The organism is Pirellulaceae bacterium, assembly GCA_029243025.1.
Taxonomy (GTDB): domain Bacteria; phylum Planctomycetota; class Planctomycetia; order Pirellulales; family Pirellulaceae.
Genome location: JAQWSU010000022.1, coordinates 37,168 through 60,960, shown reverse-complemented (window position 1 = coordinate 60,960; position 23,793 = coordinate 37,168). Strand labels below are relative to the sequence as shown.

General features: G+C 53.0%; 17 protein-coding genes and 2 pseudogenes. 7 read left to right on the top strand and 12 right to left on the bottom strand.

The genetic code is table 11. The features are described 5' to 3' along the window. Positions 1-4 precede the first annotated feature (4 nt). The 3 genes and pseudogenes from P8N76_10205 (at position 5) to P8N76_10195 (ending at position 2,550) form a co-directional block, all read left to right on the top strand. A complete protein-coding gene (locus tag P8N76_10205) occupies positions 5-1,246 on the top strand; it encodes an FAD-binding oxidoreductase (GenBank protein MDG2382033.1) in 1,242 nt (413 codons plus the stop codon). After that, positions 1,243-1,506: pseudogene (locus tag P8N76_10200) on the top strand (4Fe-4S dicluster domain-containing protein). Before P8N76_10205 ends, P8N76_10200 begins: the two are co-directional and overlap by 4 nt. A 39-nt stretch (positions 1,507-1,545) precedes the next feature. Beyond that, entirely contained in the window at positions 1,546-2,550 is a 1,005-nt protein-coding gene (locus P8N76_10195; protein MDG2382032.1) for a (Fe-S)-binding protein, read from the top strand. 13 nt (positions 2,551-2,563) lie between these two features. Here P8N76_10195 and P8N76_10190 read toward each other — a convergent pair whose 3' ends face one another. Then, positions 2,564-3,556, bottom strand: a complete 993-nt coding sequence (locus tag P8N76_10190; GenBank protein MDG2382031.1) for a serine/threonine-protein kinase — start codon at positions 3,554-3,556, stop codon at positions 2,564-2,566. 241 nt (positions 3,557-3,797) lie between these two features. Between P8N76_10190 and P8N76_10185 the strand changes: the two genes are divergently transcribed. From P8N76_10185 to P8N76_10175, 3 genes are read left to right on the top strand one after another with little or no spacing between them, the layout of a single operon-like run. Next, complete coding sequence (locus P8N76_10185; protein ID MDG2382030.1) at positions 3,798-4,913, top strand: substrate-binding domain-containing protein; 1,116 nt, start codon at positions 3,798-3,800, stop codon at positions 4,911-4,913. A gap of 7 nt (positions 4,914-4,920) precedes the next feature. Then, positions 4,921-6,177 (top strand): ABC transporter permease, encoded by a 1,257-nt coding sequence (locus tag P8N76_10180; GenBank protein MDG2382029.1) that lies wholly within the window; start codon positions 4,921-4,923, stop codon positions 6,175-6,177. 4 nt (positions 6,178-6,181) lie between these two features. Then, the gene (locus P8N76_10175; protein MDG2382028.1) at positions 6,182-7,705 is read left to right on the top strand and encodes a sugar ABC transporter ATP-binding protein; all 1,524 of its coding nucleotides are present in this window, start codon (positions 6,182-6,184) and stop codon (positions 7,703-7,705) included. A 13-nt stretch (positions 7,706-7,718) separates the two neighbouring features. On the opposite strand, the pseudogene P8N76_10170 reads toward P8N76_10175, so the two are convergent. From P8N76_10170 to P8N76_10160, 3 genes and pseudogenes are all read right to left on the bottom strand, one after another. Then, positions 7,719-8,084 (bottom strand): annotated as a pseudogene (locus P8N76_10170) (magnesium chelatase domain-containing protein). Positions 8,085-8,203: 119 nt separating this feature from the next. Next, positions 8,204-9,700, bottom strand: coding sequence for a trypsin-like peptidase domain-containing protein (locus P8N76_10165; protein MDG2382027.1), 1,497 nt, complete (start codon positions 9,698-9,700; stop codon positions 8,204-8,206). 614 nt (positions 9,701-10,314) lie between these two features. After that, positions 10,315-11,676, bottom strand: a complete 1,362-nt coding sequence (locus tag P8N76_10160; GenBank protein ID MDG2382026.1) for an MFS transporter — start codon at positions 11,674-11,676, stop codon at positions 10,315-10,317. Between the two features lie 236 nt (positions 11,677-11,912). Here P8N76_10160 and P8N76_10155 point away from each other — a divergent pair, with 236 nt between their 5' ends. Continuing rightward, positions 11,913-13,403 (top strand): hypothetical protein, encoded by a 1,491-nt coding sequence (locus tag P8N76_10155; GenBank protein ID MDG2382025.1) that lies wholly within the window; start codon positions 11,913-11,915, stop codon positions 13,401-13,403. Positions 13,404-13,418: 15 nt separating this feature from the next. On the opposite strand, the gene P8N76_10150 is transcribed toward P8N76_10155, so the two are convergent. The 8 genes from P8N76_10150 to cpaB all read right to left on the bottom strand — a co-directional run bounded on the left by P8N76_10150 (position 13,419) and on the right by cpaB (position 23,593). Beyond that, positions 13,419-14,756 carry a tetratricopeptide repeat protein gene (locus P8N76_10150; GenBank protein ID MDG2382024.1) on the bottom strand — a complete coding sequence of 446 codons (1,338 nt, stop codon included), beginning with the start codon at positions 14,754-14,756 and terminating at the stop codon, positions 13,419-13,421. A 269-nt stretch (positions 14,757-15,025) separates the two neighbouring features. Further along, complete coding sequence (locus P8N76_10145) at positions 15,026-15,577, bottom strand: hypothetical protein (GenBank protein MDG2382023.1); 552 nt, start codon at positions 15,575-15,577, stop codon at positions 15,026-15,028. A gap of 275 nt (positions 15,578-15,852) precedes the next feature. Next, the gene (locus P8N76_10140; protein ID MDG2382022.1) at positions 15,853-16,815 is read right to left on the bottom strand and encodes a type II secretion system F family protein; all 963 of its coding nucleotides are present in this window, start codon (positions 16,813-16,815) and stop codon (positions 15,853-15,855) included. 54 nt (positions 16,816-16,869) lie between these two features. Continuing rightward, positions 16,870-17,832: a type II secretion system F family protein gene (locus P8N76_10135; protein MDG2382021.1), complete on the bottom strand. Its 963-nt coding sequence runs from the start codon at positions 17,830-17,832 to the stop codon at positions 16,870-16,872. Positions 17,833-17,878: 46 nt separating this feature from the next. Next, positions 17,879-19,201, bottom strand: coding sequence for a CpaF family protein (locus tag P8N76_10130; GenBank protein ID MDG2382020.1), 1,323 nt, complete (start codon positions 19,199-19,201; stop codon positions 17,879-17,881). Between the two features lie 284 nt (positions 19,202-19,485). Then, on the bottom strand, positions 19,486-20,706 hold the full coding sequence (locus P8N76_10125; GenBank protein ID MDG2382019.1) for a cellulose synthase operon protein YhjQ/BcsQ: 1,221 nt from the start codon (positions 20,704-20,706) through the stop codon (positions 19,486-19,488). A 71-nt stretch (positions 20,707-20,777) separates the two neighbouring features. Continuing rightward, a complete protein-coding gene (locus tag P8N76_10120; GenBank protein MDG2382018.1) occupies positions 20,778-22,448 on the bottom strand; it encodes a pilus assembly protein N-terminal domain-containing protein in 1,671 nt (556 codons plus the stop codon). Between the two features lie 77 nt (positions 22,449-22,525). Next, positions 22,526-23,593: a Flp pilus assembly protein CpaB gene (gene cpaB / locus P8N76_10115; protein ID MDG2382017.1), complete on the bottom strand. Its 1,068-nt coding sequence runs from the start codon at positions 23,591-23,593 to the stop codon at positions 22,526-22,528. Positions 23,594-23,793 lie beyond the last annotated feature (200 nt).

The following is a 23,793-nucleotide window of genomic DNA, read 5'->3' as shown; positions in this document are numbered from 1 at the left end:
CCCCATGACAACTTCCACATCCGACTTGCCGATATCTGAAACGATCGAACCGGCTTCTGTCACTGAACTGGCCAATGTGATCCGCGAAGCTTACGATCGAAGAGAGGCAATCTATCCGGTTGGCGGTGGTACAAGCCTCAACTATGGTCTTCCGGCCCAGCAACCCGGGCTGGCCGTACAGATGCGAGCCATCTCGAGAATCATTGATTATCCTGTCGGCGACATGACCATCACCGTTGAAGCTGGCATGACGATGTCGGCGTTGCAAGAAAAGCTGCGAGCCGAGGGACAACAACTTCCGCTCGACGTACCGCACAGCGAAACGGCAACAATCGGAGGCGTTCTGGCAACGAATCACAATGGGCCCCGACGCTGGGGCTTTGGCACTGCCCGTGACTACGTGATCGGAATCGGCGCAGTCGATGGTTGTGGTCGTCGTTTTTCCGGCGGCGGACGTGTCGTCAAGAATGTGGCCGGATACGACTTTTGCAAGTTGTTGGTCGGTTCGCTTGGCACCTTGGGAGTCATTACCGAGATCACCTTGAAGGTCAAGCCTTTGGCCACTCGCCGAGAAATCCTCGTCGGCCAACCTGACAACCTCGATCATGCGGAGAGCGTCCTGGCAACGATGGTTCAGTCGAAGACCTACCCCACCGCCTTGGAGCTCGTTGGTGGCACTAGCTGGCAAAGTGCACCAGAACTCAATGGAGACTCGGATCGTGATTGGCTGATTGCCGTTTTAGAGGGCACTGACTCAGAGGTAAATTGGATGGTCAGCCAATTGCAGAGCGAATGGCAAAGCCAACAAATCAAAAATCAACAACTCGTCACCAGAGACCAGCAAGCATCTTTGTTCCAACAGCTGGTCGATTTCCCGGCCGCTGCTGACGCGCCGCTCGTCCTCAAGGCCAATGTAGTGCCGAGTGGAACGACAGCGATGATCAAGGCCGCACGAGCGCTGGAAACGGACTGTTCGATTCATGCCCATGCCGGTAACGGGATTGTCTACTTACGATTTCCGGAGTTTCCAGCACAGGGCATCTCTCGCGTCGTGACCAGCAACCTCCGTCCTCTAGCGATCGCTCATCACGGCAATGTGGTGGTCATGTCAAATCCAAGCGGCCAAGAAATGACCCGCCAGTCTACTTGGGGCGGGATTGACGAACCCTTTTGGATGATGGATCGCATCAAGGAACAATTCGACCCGCTCAACCTCCTCAACCCGGGACGCTACATTTACTCATGAACACCTCGTCATCCGAGTCAACATCCCAGCCGGGCTCTGAAATAAATTACGAACGCTTTCTGGACTGCGTCCACTGTGGACTCTGCACGTCCGCATGTCCGACCTATGTCGAGACTGGCAATGAGAATAATAGTCCGCGCGGACGCATCTACTTGATGCGTGCTGTAACCGATGGAGAGCTCGAACTCACTCAGCCGGTTCGTCGATATTTGGAACTTTGTCTTGACTGCCGGGCTTGCGAGTCGGCCTGTCCGTCCGGAGTTCAATATGGCCAGCTCATCGAACCCTTCCGAGTTTCAATGGCGCGATCAAACGAGGGGCAGAGTAAAACGGATGATTGGTTCCATCGCTGGATCCTGTTCGGCCTGTTCCCGAATCGCGAGCGACTGCGTCAAGCGATGACACTGGCCCGGTGGTCCCAACGGCTTGGGGTCGATCGCTTGGCCGACTTTTTGGGCCTGCCCAAGCTGCTACCCACGCAGCTTCAACAGCTCGTAGCCATGTTGCCGCCACTCTCTAAACCGCTCGACGAATTGCCGACCGAATTACCAGCAAAGGGACCACGACGAGCGCGCGTCGCCTTGTTCCGAGGTTGCATCGGTGACGTCATGTTCGATCAGACTCAATGGGCAACCGCTCGTGTGTTGCAGGAAAATGGTTGCGACGTAATCGTACCTCCAGGACAAGAATGCTGCGGCGCGATTCATTTTCACGCCGGAAATGAACTCCCGGCCAGGGAATTGGCCGACACGAACCTCCGAGCGATCCCACCGGACGATTATGACGCGATCATCGTCAATGTGGCTGGTTGTGGATCCATGCTGAAAGATTACGGGCTGCACTGGCGAGATTCGAACCAACCGGAAAGAGCCGCATTCGCGGCAAAAACCAAAGACGTCCACGAATTCCTCGACGAACTAGGCCTGATCCCACCCAAGGGTGAAATACGCCAACGGGCGACCTACCACGACGCCTGTCATTTAGCACATGCCCAACAGATTCGTGAAGCGCCTCGACGATTACTCAATCACGTCCCCGGCTTGGAACTGGTCCCTCTGCCAGAAAGTGAACTGTGCTGCGGAGCAGCGGGAACCTACAACCTAACAGAGCCGGAAATGGCCGGGCAACTCGCCCAACGAAAGCTGGCGAATATACTCTCCACCAAGGCGAGTTTGGTGATTACCGCAAACGCAGGCTGTTTGTTACAGATTGCGAAAGAGGCTCGCATCGAAGGACAACCACTTCGATTGCTCCACCCGATGGATATCTTGGACCGAAGTTATCGGGGCCTACCGATCGAATAGATCACTGATTCGGTCAAGATGGCTCAATCGACGGAACATCGTTCGATCGACAACGGACTCGATTTGGAGCATGAACCGCCGTAGGTCTCCCCTGATCAAATCGAGAGTCAAGTGTTTCAATCTCGAGTGAAGCAAGTTGATTAACCACCTCATCGGCCGACTGCGGACGACGAAGCGGATCTTTCGCGAGCATCCCCCGCAACAGACGGCCAACTCGATCTGGAACATCCGTTCGCAAGTCAACCACATCTGGAGCCGCGTGACTTAAGTGAGCCTCGACAAGCTCTTCCGGTTCATTCGTCGCAAACGGAGGGTGTCCAGCGAGCATTTCAAAAAGAGAAATGCCCAGACTGTAAATGTCGCTCGAAGGATTCGTTTGCGTCGCGGAGATTAAGAGTTCCGGCGCGACGTATTTCAAAGTCCCAACCACCGGACGTTGCCAAGCAAAGATCGACTCGTCCGGCCGTAAAGTCGATCCAAGATCAATCAAGGTCGCGTGGCCGTCCTCAGACACCACCATGTTGGCAGGCTTAACATCCGCATGCACCCAACCTTTCGCATGTAAGTGCCTCAAGGCCTGAGCGACTTGCCGGGAAATCCAAAGCGCCTGGGAGACAGCCAACTGTCCAATTCCGCTTATCGCGGCGTTCAAGGCTGCTCCACCGAGTCGGGGCATTACGAGGTGGGGACGCCCCTCATTGAACTGAGCCTCAAGAATGGGCACCAAATTCGGATGCGAGCTGTGACGACCAACTTCTGCCTCACGTCGCAAGGCATTCACCGCCACCGGGTCGGTCGTATGCTTCGGGTTGAGAACCTTGACGACATAATCGGCGGGCCAAGACGGCGGACAGCCGAGAGGACGGGCAAAATAAACATTCGTAAAAGGGCCGGCCGAGACGATATTCTCTAACTGCCAGTTCCCCAACAGTTTGTTGGGTGCCAGATCGGCTGCCCGAAATGGTCCGGACGCGGATTCAGACGAAGTTTTAGAAAAGTTGCTCATGGAAGGACGCATTGTTCGAGCAGGCGTGAGGTGGGAACTTACTAATTGGATCGGTTCTTCGGGGGAAAGAGTTGAAACAAGTTTGCTTGATCGGCGATAGCTGCCGAAAAGTGGCATGCTGGCAACTACTTGTATGCGTTGCTCGCCGCACTTAAAATTAGGGCTCTTTTCAAATCAATCTGCCTTCGCAGACTGCGACGGGGGTCCAGTACGCTGGCAAAAATTCCAAAGGATGGTTCGCATGGTGGCTACGACAGTTCGAAACCATTTGGCGTTGACGCTTGCGCTGGCACTCATCAGCTTGGCCGCGTCCACGGGTTGCAATAAGTCGGCACAAATCGGCAACTCGCCGGATACTCAACGACTGATTCTTCTCACCAATGGCGATGACCCATTTTGGGACGCAATGCGAAAAGGGATGAACAAGGCAGCGGACGACCTCAAGCTTTCTGAATCTAATCTCGAAGCGGTCTTGGACAAAGGCGACTTCTCGGAAGAGGCACAGATCAACAAGCTCAAACAGTATGTGACTCAATCAGGAATTGCTGCAATCGCCATCTCATCAGTTGACGCCAAGAATCCGCGGATTGTCGACGAGATGAAGAACTTGCGAGACAAAGGGGTAAAAGTCATCACGATTGATTCCGACATGGACGACAAGTCAAGCCGATTTGCCTATCTCGGAACCAACAATGTGATTGGCGGACAAGAGCTCGGAAAAGCAGCAAAAGGCATTCGCCCCGACGGTGGCAAATACGCAACCTTCGTCGGACTCAAAACGGTAGCCAATGCGATCGAAAGAATTAATGGATTTGGCGAAGGTGCTGGTGATAAATTCGTGAGTCGCGACAGCTTGGCAGACGGTGGTGACGAGAATCAAGCACAGGAAAATGTCAAAGCGGCCCTGAACAACAACCCTGACCTGGATACACTGGTTGGCATCTGGGCCTACAATGCCCACGCGATCGTGCGGGTCGTCGATGAACGCAACATTCGTGACAAGACCACGATCGTTGTGTTCGATGCCGCACCGCTAGCGTTAAAAGATCTCGAAGCTGGTGAGATCGATGCGATGGTCGTGCAAAACCCTTATCAGATGGGTTACCTCGGGACAGAATTGATGAAGGCTCTTGTCGAAGACGACCACGAAAAGATCGCTTCGATGTTTCCGGGCTACGACTCTGAAACACAGAAATTCAAGAGCGAAGGCGATGACATCTACACGACGGAACTTCGCGTCGTCGTACCTGATAATGGCTCGCCGCTGACCCCCGAAATGTTTAATCCCGAGACCAAGTATTTCACGTATACCGAGTTTCGTGAATGGATGAAAGAACGGGACCTAACAGGTTCGTAGTCGGCTCATGAGCAGCGATACAGAAACGCAACAAGTTTCGACAAGTTTCGCAAAGCGATACCGTAACGAACTGGGTCTTGTGATCGCCCTCGTTCTGGTCGTCATTGGTACGATCGGTGCAAATTTATTGTTCCACGGAACCGCTGATTATCTCAACGAACCGACGCGAAACCTAAAAGACATTCTGCATCAAACGGCGTTACTCGGCATTTTCGCGCTGGGAGCGGCCATCGTCATCATCTCTGGCGGTATCGATCTTTCCAGCGGATCAATGATCGTGTTCGCTGGATCCATTTGCGGTCTTGTGATGTTGGTGCTCGCGCCCAAAGGCGATGACATGCTACCTGACGCAACAGACGTCGGACTGACGATTGTGAGCGTCGCCATTCTTCTCACGATGTCCGCTGGTCTGATGGTTGGCACGGTACATACTTGGCTGATTACCATCATCCGATTACCTCCCTTCGTGGCCACGCTAGCCTCGCTTGTTGGCCTCCGTAGCCTTGCCAAAATCCTAAACCAAGCCGTCACCGCTCAATTAGGCAATCAAGTCACAACCGTTCGAGCCGACGACGCAACGTTCGCCTATTTGAGCGAATGGTGGGTGGCTCTGCTGATCTTCATCGTCCTTGGTATCGCCTGTTGGTTCTTAATGAATGCTACAGTTGTCGGACGTCACCTTTACGCCATGGGAGGCAACGAGGAGGCTGCACGTCTTAGCGGTATTCGTACTGACCTATTGAAGTGGCTCGCTTACTGCATTGGTTCCGTGACCGCGGCAATCGCAGGTGTACTCTATACAGCGAAGGTCGGTTCCGCCAATCCATCGACACTTGCGGTCGGCTACGAACTAAATGCGATCGCGGCGGCAGTCGTGGGCGGCTGCAGTCTACAAGGAGGTGTCGGCCTGATCCCCGGCGTCATGCTTGGCGTGCTCTTCCTGCGATTAGTCATTGACGCTGTCGCCAAGATTGTCAGAGCGGGATCAGACGATTACCAAGGTATGATCGTTGGCTTTCTGGTTGTCCTGGCAGTTGCATTTAATGAGCTTCGCCGCCAAAGCTCGGGGGTAAAAAAAGATTTCTTCCCGGGAGTTCTTGGAATCATCACTATTCCGATCCTGGCCTTGTTGGTGGGAACAGTTATCTTTGTGATGACCCAAAAGAATCAGGGAATCACAGTCGGTGTCGTCACTGGTCTCTCGGTCGCGGCGATTCTATCCGCCCAAAAGATCGTGGAAATGGCACGAACCAAGAGGGCCTAGTCAGGTGACTTCAACCTCGATCATCTCGATTCAGAATGTGACCAAACGCTACCCGGGGGTGGTCGCGCTCTCGAATGTATCGATCGACATCCGCTCGGGCGAATTGCATTCGATTTGCGGCGAAAATGGAGCTGGCAAGAGTACTCTGATGAAGATTCTCTCTGGGGTCATCACGGACTATGAAGGGAAAATTTCTATCCACAATCAGCCCGTACAATTCCGCGGCACGCGAGATGCCGAATCGAAGGGCGTCAGCATCATCCACCAAGAGCTCAACCTCGTGGAGGAACTCTCCGCAGCGGCCAACGTGTTTCTCGGCCGCGAACACACGTCTTCACTGGGCTTGCTCAACCACAAGTTAATGAACGACGAGACGCAAAGCCTCCTGAAACGCTTGGAATGTAATGTCCACCCTCAGGCGCTGGCCGGATCACTGAGGGTGGGAGACCAGCAGTTGCTGGAAATTGCCAAGGCATTATCTCTGAGTTCAGACATTCTCATCATGGACGAACCAACAAGCGCATTGACGGAATCGGAAGTCGAGCGACTGTATCGCGTCATCGATAAGTTACGGCGTGACGGAGTAACAATCCTCTATATATCGCACAAAATGGACGAGGTCTTTCGGCTATCGGATCGAATCACGATTTTGAGAGACGGCGAACTCGTCAAAACACTTGACCGCGGCGCAACTTCCCCGCGAGAAGTGACCAATCTGATGGTGGGCCGTGACATCGATGACATAGATCTTGGCGATGTGCGCAACCCGGGCGATATCATCTTAGAGGTTCGAGGACTTTCATTGCCTTGGCCGGGACATGCGCGTGCATGGCGCCTCAAAGACATTTCCTTTGAATTGCGGCAAGGTGAAATCGTGGGCATCGCCGGGCTAATGGGTGCCGGTCGAACCGAGTTGCTGGAATGCTTATTTGGGGCCACGAACGAGGCCCCCAGTGGTCAAGTTTTTGTCGATGACCGACAAGTCCGATTCCGCAACCCCAACGAAGCCAAACGAGCGGGCGTGGCGATGGTTACCGAAGATCGAAAACGACTGGGCCTTTTCGCTCAGATGTGCGTTCGTGAAAACATCAGCATTTGCACGCTCGAAGAAACCGTAAGCGGCGGTATCGTTCGACGTGGTCGTGAATCGCAGTTGGTCAGCGAGATGATTAGCCGATTGTCGGTCAAGACCGCAGGTCCGGAGTCCCCCATCACAAGCTTGAGTGGCGGAAACCAGCAAAAAACAATTATCGGCCGATGGTTGCTGACTCGCCCAAAGATCTTGCTCCTTGACGATCCCACGCGAGGCGTTGATGTGGGAGCTAAATCCGAACTCTACCGACTGATGAACCAACTGTGCAATGAAGGCATCGCAATCATCTTAACCTCGAGTGAATTACCGGAACTGCTCACCGTCTGCGATCGCATCCTCGTGCTTGCTGAGGGACGTTTGACAGGCGAGTTCGATCGTGCGGAGGCCTCCGAACAAAAAATCATGGCAGCAGCAACCAAGTCGGCAACAGGATAGGTTCGATCAGACGTTAGTAAAGTGATTGGCCAAATGTGGAATCACTGCCGTCACAACCTGCTCGACATACTCCGCTACTACAAACAAATTGCAACTCGTCTCGAACTTGGTTGGGCAGCTCCTCCAAGTCCGCTCGATTCGCCTCAGGCAAGATCACCCGTTTCATGCCAGCCCGATGTGCCGCCAGCACCTTTTCCTTGATGCCACCCACGGGAAAAACTCAACCACTCAAGGTAATCTCGCCGGTCATCGCCATGTCATCGCGAACGAGCTGGTGGGAATAGAGAGACGCCAAAGCGGTTGCCATCGCCACACCGGCCGAGAGTCCATCCTTGGGCGTTGCTCCGGCAGGCACGTGAATATGCGCCCCGCACGCCATCGCTTGCTTTTGCAGATTCAGTTCAGCCCGTTGCGGCGAATATACTACTTTTCAGGTCAGCGCGCAAAAAACGCCGCCGCCTGCATAGCAGGCAGCAGCGACGAGAGAAGAAAAACAACTTATCGGTTTTTGAGGATCAGAAAACGCGTACCAACGCCTGGTACTTTGACTGTCAAGGTAATTCCTTTGTCCAGATCGCCCTTCCCTACCGACTCTTGGAATTGACGTGATGAATCGACCTCAGCTCCATCAATCTCCAAAATCAACATTCCGCGAGCGACGCCACTTTCAGCTGCGACACTTCCAGATGCAACGTCAACGACGACCACACCGTCCTCCGTGTTCAGCTTCATCTTGTTGGCAAGGTCAGCAGTCACGTCCGAGACACGAATACCAAGCGATGCATCTTCGACAATATTGTCTTCCTGCGGCGATCGATCTTGTCGGCCGGTGGATGCGATTTGATCTGGCAATGCCTCGGCTTCCACCTTTAGATTGACCCGTTTTCCTCGACGTAAAACTCGTAAGGTCTCGCTGGTACCAAGCGGTGCTCGTTCGACCGCTCGCTGTAATTCGGCCGGTCCGGCAACCGACTTGTCACCGAAATGCGTGATCACATCACCTGGTCGGACACCTGCTCGCTCTGCAGGCGTGTCTTCGCCAACTTGCTGAACAACAACACCCGGTGTTCGCGGATCAATGTTCAGTGTCTCAGCTGACTCTTGAGTCACGGGACTGATGCTGACACCTAACCACGCTCGACTGACCGTGCCGCTACTGACCAATTGTTTGGCCACCCATTTCGCAAGATTGATCGGAATGGCAAACCCGATCCCCTGATAGCCACCTGACGAAGAAGCAATAGCCGTGTTGATACCAACGACTTCGCCGCGCAAGTTGACCAGTGGACCACCCGAGTTCCCGGGGTTGATTGCTGCATCGGTCTGCAAGAAACTGGCGCGTTGAGCAGAACCTAGGGACCGCCCCTTGGCACTGATGATTCCAGCGCTGACGGATGCCTCTAATTCGAACGGATTACCAACTGCCAACACCCAGTCACCGATACGTGTCCTATCCGAATTGCCGAGTTTAGCCGCCTTCAGCTTCCCTGCTCCTTTGATTCTCAGAATCGCGAGATCCGTTTGCGGATCCGTGCGGATGTTCTCGGCGGTGTACTCTCTTCCATCAGGCAACTCGACTGTAACAACATCGGCCCCTTCCACAACGTGATTGTTGGTGAGCACTAAACCCGACTCCTGAATCACGATGCCGGACCCCGTACCTTGCCGACGAGGAGCACGTTCAAATTGTTCAGGATTCGAAAAACCCTCGGGTCCGAAAAAGTCTTCAAAGCCGCGAAAGCCTTCAGGGATTCGATCAGGGCGGCCGGAGCCACGTCGCACGACGTTTTGCGAGGTCGCCACTGACTTGATCTTCACAACCGTCGGTAGCACCGCATCCGCCGCATTTCGGAAGGCAGTTGACATGCTTTCAGCATGATCGACCGCCCGAACCTCAGAAGTGGATGTTCGAGGATTACTAACCGCAGATTGGATTAGAACAGCGGCAATCAGAGACAATGGAACCAAAGCAATCACAATGTTTTTTCTTCTCATCTTTTTCCTCTCTCTCCATACCCGACGAGTAGGAGGCTCCCAAACTGGTTCTCGTGAAACGAGTTGCAGTTGATACGAAATCCTGGCAACTTTCGTTCACAAGTTCAATCGATCGTTACGTTCGATTGAATGATTGGCCAGTTTGGGGCCTCGTAAATTAAAGCGGTCGTGCAACGTGCGTCCAATGCTTACCCTTTTCGTCGGTTTGACAAGCGGATGAGCCACCCCACAACGATGCAAAACGCTTCAAATGCTATCGTAGGCAGTAGGAGGCCAAAACCGTACCCACTGCCCAATCCTGCCAAACGAAAGAACGGAAGTCGATACATACAAGCAATTTACAACGAGCGACACCCGCTTCACATCATCGAGGTCGACTGAAATAACGGCCATCTATCGAAATCGACAGGCCTCGCTCCCGTTTTGCAGCCAAAAGGCGGCAGAACTTCTTCCGCTCGGCTAGCAGTGAAGAAAATGTTGCCGCAACCGGCAGGATCTAGCACGAGAAATACAGCTTTTTCTCACGAATTCGCTCAGCGAAATGCCTGGACAGTTACTCGAACCGCGGAGCGTCAGAAAGCCGTCCACTGAGCAGAAAATATCGGCACTCTTGATTAGGCGCTCTCGGCCGTGGAATCCTTGTCCGAATTGTCGTGAAAGGCGATCACGAAAACAACGAGGATGACAGCGGCAAAAATCGCTGGAAATGCCCATAACGATTTCCACTGCATGGCGGCCAAAGCCTGGTGACGCAAGTCATTCTTTTCCTTGTTGAGTGCATCGAGTTGTCCAGGCTCCGCAGTCCCCGTTCCGATCGCCTCTTCTAACGAAGCATACTCTTTCGTTTTCTCAACAACTTGCTCGTTAAGGCTAATCGCCTTAGCAGGCGTGTTCGTTGCCTCAACCGAAGCGGCAATCTGTGCACCAATCATCATGCCAAGCCCCAGCGTCAGCATCACCAACAAACCTTGAGCTTGAGCACGAATCGGTTTTGGAGCCTTTTTGTCCGTATAGATTTGTCCGGTGACGAAAAAGAAGTCGTAGCAGATGCCGTGCAGCACCACACCGAGGATGATCATCCAACGGATTTCATCAGGAGCTCCAATCGCAAACAAGGCATAGCGAACGACCCATGCCAACATGCCGACTGCCAACATCCACTTCACCCCTAGGCGAGCGAAAAATAGCGGCATAACAAGCATGAAAAAGATTTCTGACATTTGTCCGTAGGACATCGTCAAGCCGATTGGTAGCTGCGTCAATTCCACAACTCGACTTGCAATCTGGTAATAAAAGGCAAGCGGAATGCAGATCAACATCGAACAAATGATAAATACAAAGTACGATCGATCCTTGAAAAGTGCAAAAGCGTCCAAACCAAATAACTGGCTGATGCTTACCGGTTCACCTTTCACGGGTGGCGTATCCGGAAGTGTGAAGCTGAACAATCCGAGTACGATCGCGGTACCGGCAGCCAAGTAAAACATGCCAACATTGGTTTCGAGGTTTGCGAAGGTGAGCACGAGGCCAGCTGCGATCCAGCCGATCGTTCCCAGCACACGAATTCCCGGAAAATCTTTTTCCGGATCGCTCATGTTCTTCATCGCAATCGTGTTTGTGAGGGCGAGTGTGGGATAGTAAGTGAGCATGTAGCCGAGAAAGAACCCCCAATTCAGAAGTCCGGGCGACGGCGATTCTTGCTGCATGACGGTGATTGCGCCAAACATAATGACCCCCCCGAGCAAATGCAGAATCCCCAAAACCTTTTGAGCCGACAAGAATCGATCGGCAATCAGCCCAACCAGGAGCGGCGTAATTAGGCCCGCGATAGGTCCAACGGTAAAGGTGTCGCCCACGTTCCCCGCATCAAAACCAATGGTGCTGAGATAGTTCGGAGCAGTCACGTACCAAGCTCCCCAGACAAAAAACTGGAGAAACATCATGATCGAAAGCTGTACGCGTACTAAACTATTCATCTTGTGAGATCCCACTCGGCTGAAGAACGTGAGGGTTGCAACTTAAAGATCTCAGATTCTAATGCAGATTGAGGAGCGGCGACAAGCTGCTGCAGGCCACGATCATCTACATTGCTGGTGATTTTCCCAGACGAAGCCGATAGGGTGTCACGGTGGATAGGGTGTCACGGTGAGGGCTTCTTTTCCGAAACACAGCCATTGGCAGGCCAGTTCGCTACACACACGGCAAAGACGTCATGAAGCTTAATTTTCATCACCTGAAGCGAATCCGTCTGGCACAAATAGGCCAAACGACGATTTTTGTCCTGGCGATCAGCATGAACTTGGTCCTGCTTTCTGCAAACCGCACTCTTGCTGCGGAGCCAATGCAGCCACCCGCAGGCCCGCTCCAAGTTGGCATCGAGTCAATCGACATCACCCCCAGCATTCGAACCAACCATCCGGTTTGGCTGGCAGGCTACGGGTGGGGGCGCCAAGCAACGGGGATCCATGACCCACTGCGAGCGACAAGTGTTGTCTTCCAAGAGGGCTCAAAGAAGATCGCATGGGTAACGGTCGATGTCGTCGGATTGCAGCTACCAACGGTGAAACGAATCCGGCAGCAGCTACCTGACTTTGACTACGTCATGGTGAGCAGCACACACAACCATGAGGGACCTGATACGATTGGACTTTGGGGCAAATCACCCTTTCACCGCGGTGTCGACGAAGCCTATCTTGAATCGCTCGTGGACAAAATCGTGGCAGTAACTCAAGCGGCGGCGTCAAAAGCCGTACCCGTGTATGCCACGTTTGGAGCGGCCACTGATCCAACTCTCGTTGGCGACAGCCGCAAGCCAGAAGTCAAAGCAGCCACCCTCCGAGTTTTAAAGTTTACACGAGTGACGGATCCCTCACAGAATGTCGGCCTGTTAGTCGTATGGAGCTGCCACCCGGAGGCACTCGGCTCGAAAAACACGCTGATCACAGCCGACTTTCCAGCGATAACGATCGCAGTCCTCGAGAAGGCATACAACTGCCCGGTTGCCTACTTCTCCGGAGAAGTTGGTGGGCTGATGGCACCACCGGCTGATGGAATCAGAAATGAACAGGGGCAACCGCTTCAACGGGGAAACTTTCACTACGCGAAACAATATGGCAAAGCAGTCGCCAAGTTAGCCATGCGGGCAACCAAGGCAGCCGAACCGATTCAATTGACACCCTTGAGAATTTCGCAACAAAGCGTGGCAATCCCTTTACAAAATCAGCTCTACCGAACTGCACGACTGGTGGGCGTTCTACAACGCCCCGGAGTCTCATGGACAGGTGACTTCAACGACGCCAACCAACCGCTCGGTCGACTTCCCCTCAAGAATTCGCTCGCCATCGCCACCGAAGTCGCATGCCTGGGCCTTGGCGAACTCAAAGTAGCCTGCGTTCCGGGCGAGATTTATCCAGAGCTCGTTTACGGCAAATATCAGATCCCAGTGGAACCCAACGTCGACTATCCCGATGCGGCCCTCGAACGGCCTCTGAAAGCGATGATGGGCTCATCTCCATGGATGCTAATCGGGCTCGCAAACGACGAAATTGGATACATCATTCCGAAGCGGCAATGGGACCAACTGGCACCCTATGCATACGGTCGTCAGAAATCCCAATACGGCGAGATCAACAGTTGTGGCCCCGAAGTCGGCCCGATCATCATGAAAGCGTTACAGCAACGCATAGATGACCTGAAGAATTGATTCTGCAGCGGCCGTTCAATCATCCTGTACGGGCAAGAATTCGGGCAACCGCTGCGATTTCAGCTCGGACGGTGAAGGCGGAACCAAACTGGATTCTTTTGATTTCGTTTTCCGCGAAAGCGGAATCCGAATCCGATGTTCAACAGCTTTCGTCGCCACCGTCTCAGGCTGACGAATCTTTGGCGATAACGGCTGTGCAAAAGTTGCCTGCGTTACGAACGACGGAACTTTTTCCGCTTCGGCCGGTACGATTACCGCTTGGACCGGCTTCAGGTGCTCGATCGCAACGCTGGGCATGACCTCCGACGGAGACGAAATCCGTGATCCAAGTCGAGTCAAATCATTGGATGGAGTCATCGCAGCATCCGTCCCAGGATCAACTCGGGGCTCTGAAATGGGTACCGATCCTGGTCGGCGGGCTGGCGATCGACTGCTGGTTCGTAGTTTATCTCCTGCGGACGGACGTTGGAGATGTTGCGGCAGCGTTCCGATTTGCGGCGCCATCTGGTCGAGCATGATGCGAGCAGGTTGCATTGACGGATTGAGCCTCAACGCTTCGTTAAAATGGACGATGGCATCTTGCCCTTTGCCCTGTTGCTTCAAAAGATAAGCCACATTGTAGTGGGCAACCGCTGGCCCATACGACTGCTCTAGCGCGGTCACGGCCTCGTTCGAACGGTCTGCTTCGACGAGCACGGCAGCCAAATTGTTCCGATACAACAAGCTCTCGGGTTTTAATTGAATAGCGGCTTGTAGACTCTCAACAGCTTCCTGGGAACGACCTGACCGCGCTAAGCACAAGCCAAGATCATTCAAAACAATCGGATCATCACCATACTGTGTTGCCGCCAAGCGATAAACTTCAATCGCTCCGTCTAAATCACCTTGCCGATGCTTCAATCTCCCGTAACCAACAAGCCCTTCACGGTGGGTCGAATCAATCACAAGTAGTTGTTCGTATTTTTCAGCCGCGGATTCCAAATCCCCCGCCTGCTCATAAAGAGCCGCTGCGGATAGGTACAATTTGGGTTGCAATTCCCCCGGATCGTGGGCCAAGTCAGTTGGATCGGCCGATTGGCTCACCCTGGGATCAATGGTCAACGCATCTTTCATTACCGCGGTGACTTTCCCAAATGACGTTTGCCCGCCGTTTCCCGCCGTCTTAAGAGCGGCAACGCTTTGCGGCGACATGGCTTGAAGATCGCCCGATCCGGCAGCAGCCCCAGCCGACGAACTCTGCCGGTTCAAGAACGAATCCATGCGAACAGGCGTTTTGTCCGTCCCAGATTTACAACCAACGAGGCTAACCCCCAACAAGACGACTGCAGTTCGTTTCCATTGTTTGAGAGCCACGACCAACCTCCCTGTTCATGCGGCATCGCGCCGGAGTACCTACAACAGACGCGCCCGTGATTGAAACACCGCACATCGTATACTCAGCATCGACTTGCCAAAGGGATCGCTTGAGTTGAATTCTGAGAGATGCGGCGACTTTAACGACGATAGCGGTCAAGAGCGTTGCTCGCAGGCGCCCAATCTGAGCGGGAGGAAACCAAAGAAAAAAGCCCGCCCGGCGTGATCGCCAGGCGGGCTGATGCTCTCATCAATAGCCGTTTTTGCGCTTACCCGCCACTCAAACCGCCTGCAGCTTGGAAGGACGGTAGACGGGGATTTGGGATCGTCGAACGCATTTTGCGGTCGACCTGATCGACATAATCAGCTGACGCCCCCACGGGCTCGGCCAACGATGGTAGCACTGACGGCATCGCTTGATCCGGCAGCAATTGCGCCAGCGTCTGTTGAACGGAGTCGAGTCGTTTTTCGGAAATCTCAGAATCATAAGACTGGTAGACGTAGACCGTCTTAAACTGTTCTGGTGAGTTGGCCAGGATCCAGTAAAGCTTTCGTTTACCCGCATCGTTCAACACGTTGGTCTCATGATGAAAATAGGCTGCTCCAAGCGTGTTTTGCAGGCGCCAGCCATTCCGCACCATCGCGTGAAAAGGCGCTCGCACTGCGCGACGATCAATTGTCGTAAACGGCTCTGGCCAGCAGTTATTTCGATGGAAATCGGTGTGAACCCGATGCCAGAATTCGTGCCAGCCAGCTTCGACTGATGAGAATGTGATCAGAAGGGCGAGGCCCGTCAATAAAGCGATCCTGACTCGCGGCATATTATGCATCTCCATCTGCATTGGGAAAACGTTTTCCCTTAAGGTCTCCCACGACTCTCGCTGCAAGAGTCATTCCCAGGAGGCTGACGAATCCCTGTTTCATCAACGAGCTGCTAGCGTGGGCTATCGATCTCTAACCTTAAGTATCGCCGCCGAAGAAGTCCTACCGTGAACCAAATGGTGCTAACACCATTCACTCTCATAACCGCTCAATTTTACGCAGTCAGACTCTTTCATGAGTCAACCTCCATTGCCAATCGGCTGCGTTCGATCGACTACCCGCCATTCATCGCGGGGAACATTTCTCGCACCATCGTGATGGCTGCGGGTCCCACCAACACGACAAAGATCCCCGGAAAAATAAAGAGCACCAACGGAAAGATTAGCTGCACAGCCGTTTTTGCTGCTTTTTCTTCCGCCAGTTGACGTCGCCTCGTACGCATCGAGTCACTTTGCACACGCAACGCCTGCCCTACGCTTGCACCGAATTTTTCAGCTTGAATCAACACAGCAGCTAACGCACGCAGATCATCAACTCCAGTCCGGTTCCCAAGATCTTGCAACACCTCACGGCGGGTCTTCCCCATTTGGAGTTGGAAATTGCAGATGGCGAATTCTTCGGCAATGACTCGATGTGATTTGGTCATTTCTTCAGCAACCTTACGCATGGCCTGATCCAAGCCCAAACCAGCTTCGACACAAACGACCATCAAATCAAGCGCATCGGGCAGGCTAAGAAAAATGGCTTGCTTTCGTCGCCGACTCAGAAGCCAAACGATCCCATCAGGCAGGTAAAACAGGACTCCCCCACAGGCGACGACCCGCATCAGCACGGCTTGACTAACACCGGTGAACAACACTGACCCGCCAGCTAAAACGAATCCGCCGATCAGTCCGACGAATTTCATGGAGAGGAAAAAGCCGGGGGCAGTCTCATTACGAAACCCAGCATGTGCGAGTCTCAATTTCAGCTTATCTTGCTCACCTTCGGTTTTGGGCTGCAACGGTTTCGCCAATGCCGGAGACGCTTTTTTCAGGACGTTCACAACTTTTTCAGATCGATTCTCGGGATTTTTTTCACTCGTTCGCCTCCGTGGGTCATGAAGTTCACTCAGACGTTCAGTGGCTCGTGTGTTTCGCGATGCGATTAGGTCCATCAGCCACCACGCCCCAGTAGAAAACGCGACAAAAATCGCAGCGGAGATCGTGAAGGTGGAGTCAACGATTGCAAACAACATAGCGATGGTCCCTTAAAGTCGTGAAGGTACACGGACCTGTATTTCGAGTTGGGCCTAAACTTTAATATTGACGATCTTCTTGATAACGATTGCCCCGACAAGCTGCATTACGATGGCAAAGGCAAGCATTTGTTTTCCCATCGGATCTTCAAACAACAACATGATGTAGCCGTAATTGAGCCTCAACATGACCGCGAAGAGAGCGGGAGGTAGGGCCAACAAGACGATTCCCGACAGCCGCCCTTCTCCGGTCAACGCCTGCACTTGCCCCCAAATCTTGAAACGCTCACGGATTAAATAGCCGATCTTATCGAGGATCTCAGCGAGGTCACCACCTGTCTGTCGCTGCAAAATGACAGCCGTCGCAAAGAATCGCAAGTCCAGATTTGGCACACGATTGGCCAGCGAATCCAAAGCATCATTCATGGGAATACCAAGATTCTGTTCCTCGTAACAACGCCGGAACTCGGTTGAGATTGGATCTTGCATTTCTGATGCAACCAACTGGAATCCAGCTCCGAGACTGTGGCCGGAACGCAAAGCGCGAGCAATCAGTTCAAGCGCTTCGGGTAACTGTTTCGCAAATGCTTTTTTACGCATCTTCCGTGCGAAAACTGCGTACACAAACGGCAGACTGGCCAGAGCGAGAGCTGCGAGCGGAGCGAACAACGGGGACAAGCCAGCGACGAGCACAACAAACGCGCCAGCGCCTGCGAGCGCCCCCACAATCAGCAGAAATTTGCTGGGCGTGAAATTAATATTGGCTTGCTCCAAAAACAGCGTCAGGTTCAGAAACTTCGCGACCATCTCCTCGACCGCATTCGGCATATCGTCGAGCGGTCTGGAGACCACAGTCGCGTCCTGCTCGACATTGCCCTTCTTCACCTTGCCGGTCAAAACACCGAGTCGATCTTCGGCGATGCTTTCCGTTGCACCATTCACTAAAGATGCGAGACCGCCAACCAGAGCGGCAACTCCGACAAATGCTGAGATGATAACCAAAATCGTGATTGACATTTTATTCGCTCAGTGAGTTGATACTTGGCTTCTCTTCGTAGGATCGTCAGTCGTTTAACATCACTCGTTCGCGGAACGCACTACCTGGCAACTTGATTCCGACGGACTCAAGCCGCGGCATAAAATTGGGTCGAATACCGGTGGACACAAAGCGACCTTTTGCCGCTCCCGCTTCGTCAATGCCATCCTGGATGTATCGATAAATATCCTGCATCACAACAGTATCTTGCTCCATGCCGACCACCTCGGTAATGTGGGTCACCCGGCGTTTCCCACCTTGTAGCCGGCTAGCTTGAATAATGATGTCGACGGCACTCGCGATTTGTTGCCGCATCGCTTTGATTGGCAATTCGAAGCCCGCCATCATGATCATCGTTTCCATACGTGCCACGCCATCTCGTGGCGTATTGGCATGCAGGGTGGTCATGGACCCTTCATGACCGGTGTTCATCGCTTGTAACATGTCGAGCGTCTCAGGACCGCGACACTCACCAATAATGATTCGCTCGGGCCGCATTCGAAGCGCGTTCTTAACCAAATCGGTAGCGGTCACCGATCCCTTGCCTTCGATATTTGGCGGACGAGTTTCAAGACGAACCACATGTTCCTGTTGCAGCTGAATTTCGGCTGCGTCTTCGATCGTGATAATACGGTCACTATTCGATATAAAGCTCGACAGCGTGTTGAGCATCGTGGTTTTTCCAGATCCCGTCCCGCCGGAGATCACGACATTAAGCCGCGCCTTGATCGCACCCTCCAGTAACATCACCATTTCCGGGGTGAAGGCCTTAAAATTCAAAAGGTCCTCCAACTTAAGCGGATTCGTACCAAAGCGGCGAATCGAGACCGCAGCGCCATCCAAAGCCAGAGGCGGAATGATCGCATTGACACGCGAGCCGTCAGTCAAACGGGCATCAACCATTGGGCACGTTTCATCGACTCGGCGTCCCACCTTGGACACAATACGATCAATGATTTGCATCAAGTGAGCATTGTCACGAAACTCGACGTTCGTCCGCTCTATTTTCCCAAAACGTTCAACAAACACGTCACGGGGACCATTGATCAGAATGTCGCAGACCTTCGGGTCTTTCAATAACAGTTCCAACGGTCCCAAACCAAATGTTTCATCGAGGACCTCGTCGATTAGTCGCTCGCGTTCATTTCGATTGAGTAACGTGTCTTGCGTGTCGCAAAGGTGTTCGACAACCAAGCGAATCTCACGTCGAAGTGTATCTCCCTCCAGCTCCCCCACCTTATTGAGATCCAGCTTGTCAACCAGCTTACTGTGGATGCTTCGCTTCAGCCCTTCAAATACTTCGTTCTTAGATGAGTCCTGTAGTCTCGAACTGGCACCAATTGTTTTCATCAACCACTCCCATCTATTCAACCATTGACCGCATAGGGACAAAATCGCCGGCATCTATCAGCAAAGAGTGGGCAAACGGTACTGCCACAAGGCACACCTCGCCCTCGCAAACATAGCTCACGACGAAAGACAGAACTGGCATCTGAGCCAAATTTTCCAGAAAGAAGACTGGTTGGATTTGCAGAAAAACCCACTGACACGAACGCCTACCGCGTCAAGGCGAGACAAATTTCAGAAAAGCTCTGAAAGCGGAAACGAAAACCGAATATTCGATTTATAAGGACCTAACCGTCGCTCTTTGCACCGCTCTTACTTTTCCAGAAACCGAGCCACCCCCCCTGAGGGGTCGACTTCCCAACTGGTAGATTCTCGATTCCATCATCAGCGAGCACGCGCGACAGCGAAGAAATTGCCTGCGTGATGGCAGCCTTGGGAAACTGCTGCAGTAAGGGTACACCATTGTTGCGCATCTCGACCATGGTGCGATAATCGTTGGGAATCTGCCAAAAAATATCGCGGCCAATCGTTTCCTGAGCTTTCTTCAATCCGATTTGGCCAGCATCCAATCCCACGCGATTCACAACAATTCGGGTCTTTTCTTTCAGCCCTTCTACTTCGTCAAACGACACCATCAAACGCACCACGTTGCGCAAACAGGGCAGATCTAATTGAGTAACCAACAGCACAACGCTGGATTCTTCGAGTGCCGCCATATCCAACGCGCTGTACGCTTTGGAAAGGTCTAACAGCACGTGTGTGAAACTGGCTTTCAACAACCCTAGTACTCGTCGGAAATCTTCCGGATTCACAATGGACGCATCCTGTAGCTGCACCGGCCTCGGCAGCAGATATAACCCTGACGAATGTTTCGTCATCGATTTTTTAAGCAGAGCAAAATCCATTCGTGAAACGTTTTGAGCCACATCGGCAATCGTATAGTCCGGGATGGTATCCAGGAATACATCTGCGTCTCCAAGTGACATGTCGAGATCAACCAATGCAACGGAATTTGCTTCGTCGGCCGCAAGCGCACAACCAAGGTTCACGGTGAGGCTCGTTGAGCCCACTCCTCCGCTACCACCGGCGACACTCAAACACAGACAACCGTTTGTTTTTGCGTCGCCCGTACCCGCATGTTGGTCACTGATACGGTCAAAGGCTGCGATGAGCTCTCCCACCGACAACGGTTGCGTTAAAAACTCTTTCGCTCCGGCACGCATCGCCTGAAGAATGAGTGCCCCATCGTTCGAACTGCTGATAACCACCACACTGCAGCTTGTGGATGTTCGCAGGCTTTCGATCAACCGAATCGCTTTGTCGGGATCCTCATCAATGGTCACAACACCCACGTCGGGATTGCTTTGATCGACAACATCGGTGAAATATTCGTAGCGAGAACATTCCGCCTCCAGCCAAACCGAGTCCATACTCAGCAAGAGCTTTTTGAGCGACTCACGACTGGTGTCGTCCGGATCGACGATCGCTAAACGCAGCACTTTACCCATAATTTATTGACCTAGCGTTCAGACCACGACTTCAAACCAATGACGTTAACAGGAACACTACCGTCCATTATTTACTTTTGGAACTCGACAACGTCATACCCGACTCGTCCGAACAAACCGGGATCTTGCTGGGTCGGCCTTTGCCCTGGCAAGACAGACTGCTTGTTGGGGCCTCGAACCGGAACAGATGCCGAAGCGGCGATCACCTTCGAAGACAGCTGCTGTTGCTTTGCCCTTGCTGGCGAGTATTGGCGCGGCGAGAATGAGCTGCCCTGATTCAAATCGGGTAGAGGCGTGGCAGAGTTTTCGGGCGATGGATCGATTGGACCCTCGAGAATCGTCTCCGCCGGGGCTGGAATTCCGCTCGCTTGACAGCTCGGGCAGCTCCCATCAGGACAACAACGGGGCACCTCGATGTAACCACGACCGTACAACTCCGTGTCTCGCGGGCTCGTCGTCTGCGTTCCGGGCAAACAACTCGGCGCTTCGTGAGGATCAAGCGCGTCAACAAGCTCCGGACGCACCGTGACCACCAGTTCGATCTCGTTCTTTACTTCCTCAACACGACGAAATGCGGCACCCGCCCAAGGCAAATCGGCTAACCATGGAATCCCTCGTCTTTGAGCTTCGATACGTGTTTGAATTAGTCCCGCTAGGGCCAACGTTTGTCCGGCTCTCATCTCGACAGCCGTGTCTGCCCAACGAGTCCGCAAGGCGGGCACTCGATTGCCCGTACCAGGCAAGGTGACCCCATTGGCGTTGTCCAGCTCGCTAACCTGGGGACGCACTTCCAAACGAATCGCCCCGTTTCCTAACACGATTGGAACGAAATCAACTCGCGTACCGAACTGCTTGTATTCGATACCAATTGTCCCCAGACTTTGGGGCACCAAGATCGGAAATTCTCCACCGGAATTGAAGCTGGCCGGACGACCACTCACCGTCGTCAGCATGGGTTCGGCGAGAATCTTCGACAAGTTATTTTCGCTCAAAGCCTCTAGGAAACCGAAAAACGCATTATTGTTCCCAATGAGACCAAAACGGATTGTCGAGCCACCCGTATCTGGAACCAGAGACGTATTCGATGACACGTCACCAAGCACCCCTGCTACGCTTTGCACAATGACATCGCTACTACCAATATTAACCCAGTCAAACCCTAACGCCCGGAGCTTGGTCCTGGAGACTTCCATCACCTTGACATTCAACAACACTTGCTGAACACCACCGAGGGTCACATTGTTGATCACTTTTGGGTAGTAGTCCTCCGCCATATGAACGATTCGACTTACATCCTCCGCACGGTCGACTCGTCCCGACAACACGACGGCGGTGGCGAGAGGTCGCACCCGCAGCGATGCCTGCGGGAACTCCGATCGCAACAGCATTTCCAGTTCCTGGGCATCACCGATAATGATTAGATTGACGGTGTAAAGGTTGCCGTCTTCGTCCCAGAGGTTAACCTGAGTGACACCAGGCTTCGTTGCAGAAAGTTGCACTTTGTTTGGTGATAATGGTACAACCCGAACAATGCTGGGGTTGTTCACCATCGCACGTGGAACTTCCTTATCCAAGCTAAGAATGCGACTGGTGTTGACCACCATCTCCAAATTCTGATCTGGCTTGGAGATCCTGAATTCGACTTGCGTCCCGTCTGTTTGGGCCTGGAGAACCGAAACGGCCACCAGCATCACGGGGAGTATTAACAGAATGTCGGCGAAATATCGTAACGATTTGACCATGCCTGCGTCCTTGCGTTAGCAACGATCTTCAATGTTAGTCGAACTGAACTCAAAAAGGCCCAATTCGGTCAATGACGCTATTCGGGAACGTCTTCAAAATTCGTGTCGAACGAATCGTCCGTTGATTCGACTTCAGCTGTCGTCGAATCGTCCGAGACATCCGCCTTGCTGGCTGAATCGCTCCAAACCTCAATGCTGGGAGGTGAACTGGTATCTGCTTTCGAACTCGGCTCGACAAGTTCACGCGGTAACGCATCTCGATCGTCCCAGTTGTACACCATGATATCTTGTGGCGTGTGGATGTGCATTTGCCACACCTGACTGACGGGCGCCGGCACAGACTCCTTCGGCGTCGTTATTTCCTGTAGATAATTCGTAATTCCGGTCGGCTCTTCTTTCGCAACAACGGTGGTTTGCGATGTTCCCCCCACTCCTTGGTCTAGATCCGCAATCGTGGCACCGCTCGCCTCGTCCTCAAGATCATCATCCGAACGTCGCAACGAAAGTTTGATCCGACCCAATTCACTCGCCAACATGATTTTTTCCACCTGGCTCGGCGTCACGAGCAGAGAAACAGTCTTGGCTTGTATCACCGCACCCGTATCATCAACCTCTCTCTGCGTTACAGCATTGACGGCAAAAACGGTGACGTTCTTCATGATGGTCCGCGTTGTCGTGAAAAGAATTCCCTTGCCTCGTCTCAGGTAAACCAAAACGTCAACTCGATCACCTGGGTTCAACAAACCGGACGCGGAACTGTCGACGGTAACCTTCACCGACACCACCCGCATCCCCATTGGAATCTTGTCGGACGCCCCCAAAAATTTGTTGGCATCCACCAACTTTGCACTCAAAATGGGCTCTCCCGGATACAAACGGGTCAACGGGCGTTTACCCTCGATGTCTTCAAGCCTTTTAATGGCGCCCTCAGGAATCGAGTCTTGGGGCCAATCTTCCATCTTCACCATTTGCGCGTTCATGACTTGCCCCAAAGGAACATCACGAACGGCCACGTAAATGGTCTCTTTCAGAATTGGAATCGGACTGCTGACTTCTCGATTCTCCATGACTTGGCTGATACCGATCGAAGCGATCAGCCCGCAGCCAAGAGCAACAACGATCAGAATCATGGATTTGGGACGCATAACAGGTTCACCTTTCTAGGTTTCGTACTCGAGGTGGTTGGCTTGCGATGGTGCAGGAAACCCTCATGACTACCTGAATGGTCAGTACGTCAAGTACGAAGTATCAGAACCACCCACGCAGTGTCGGAGTCGGTGGCGCCTCGTCGTACTTGTCGGGAGGATTGGCATAGCTTGTCCAGTTTCCAAAAGCCTAACAGTAA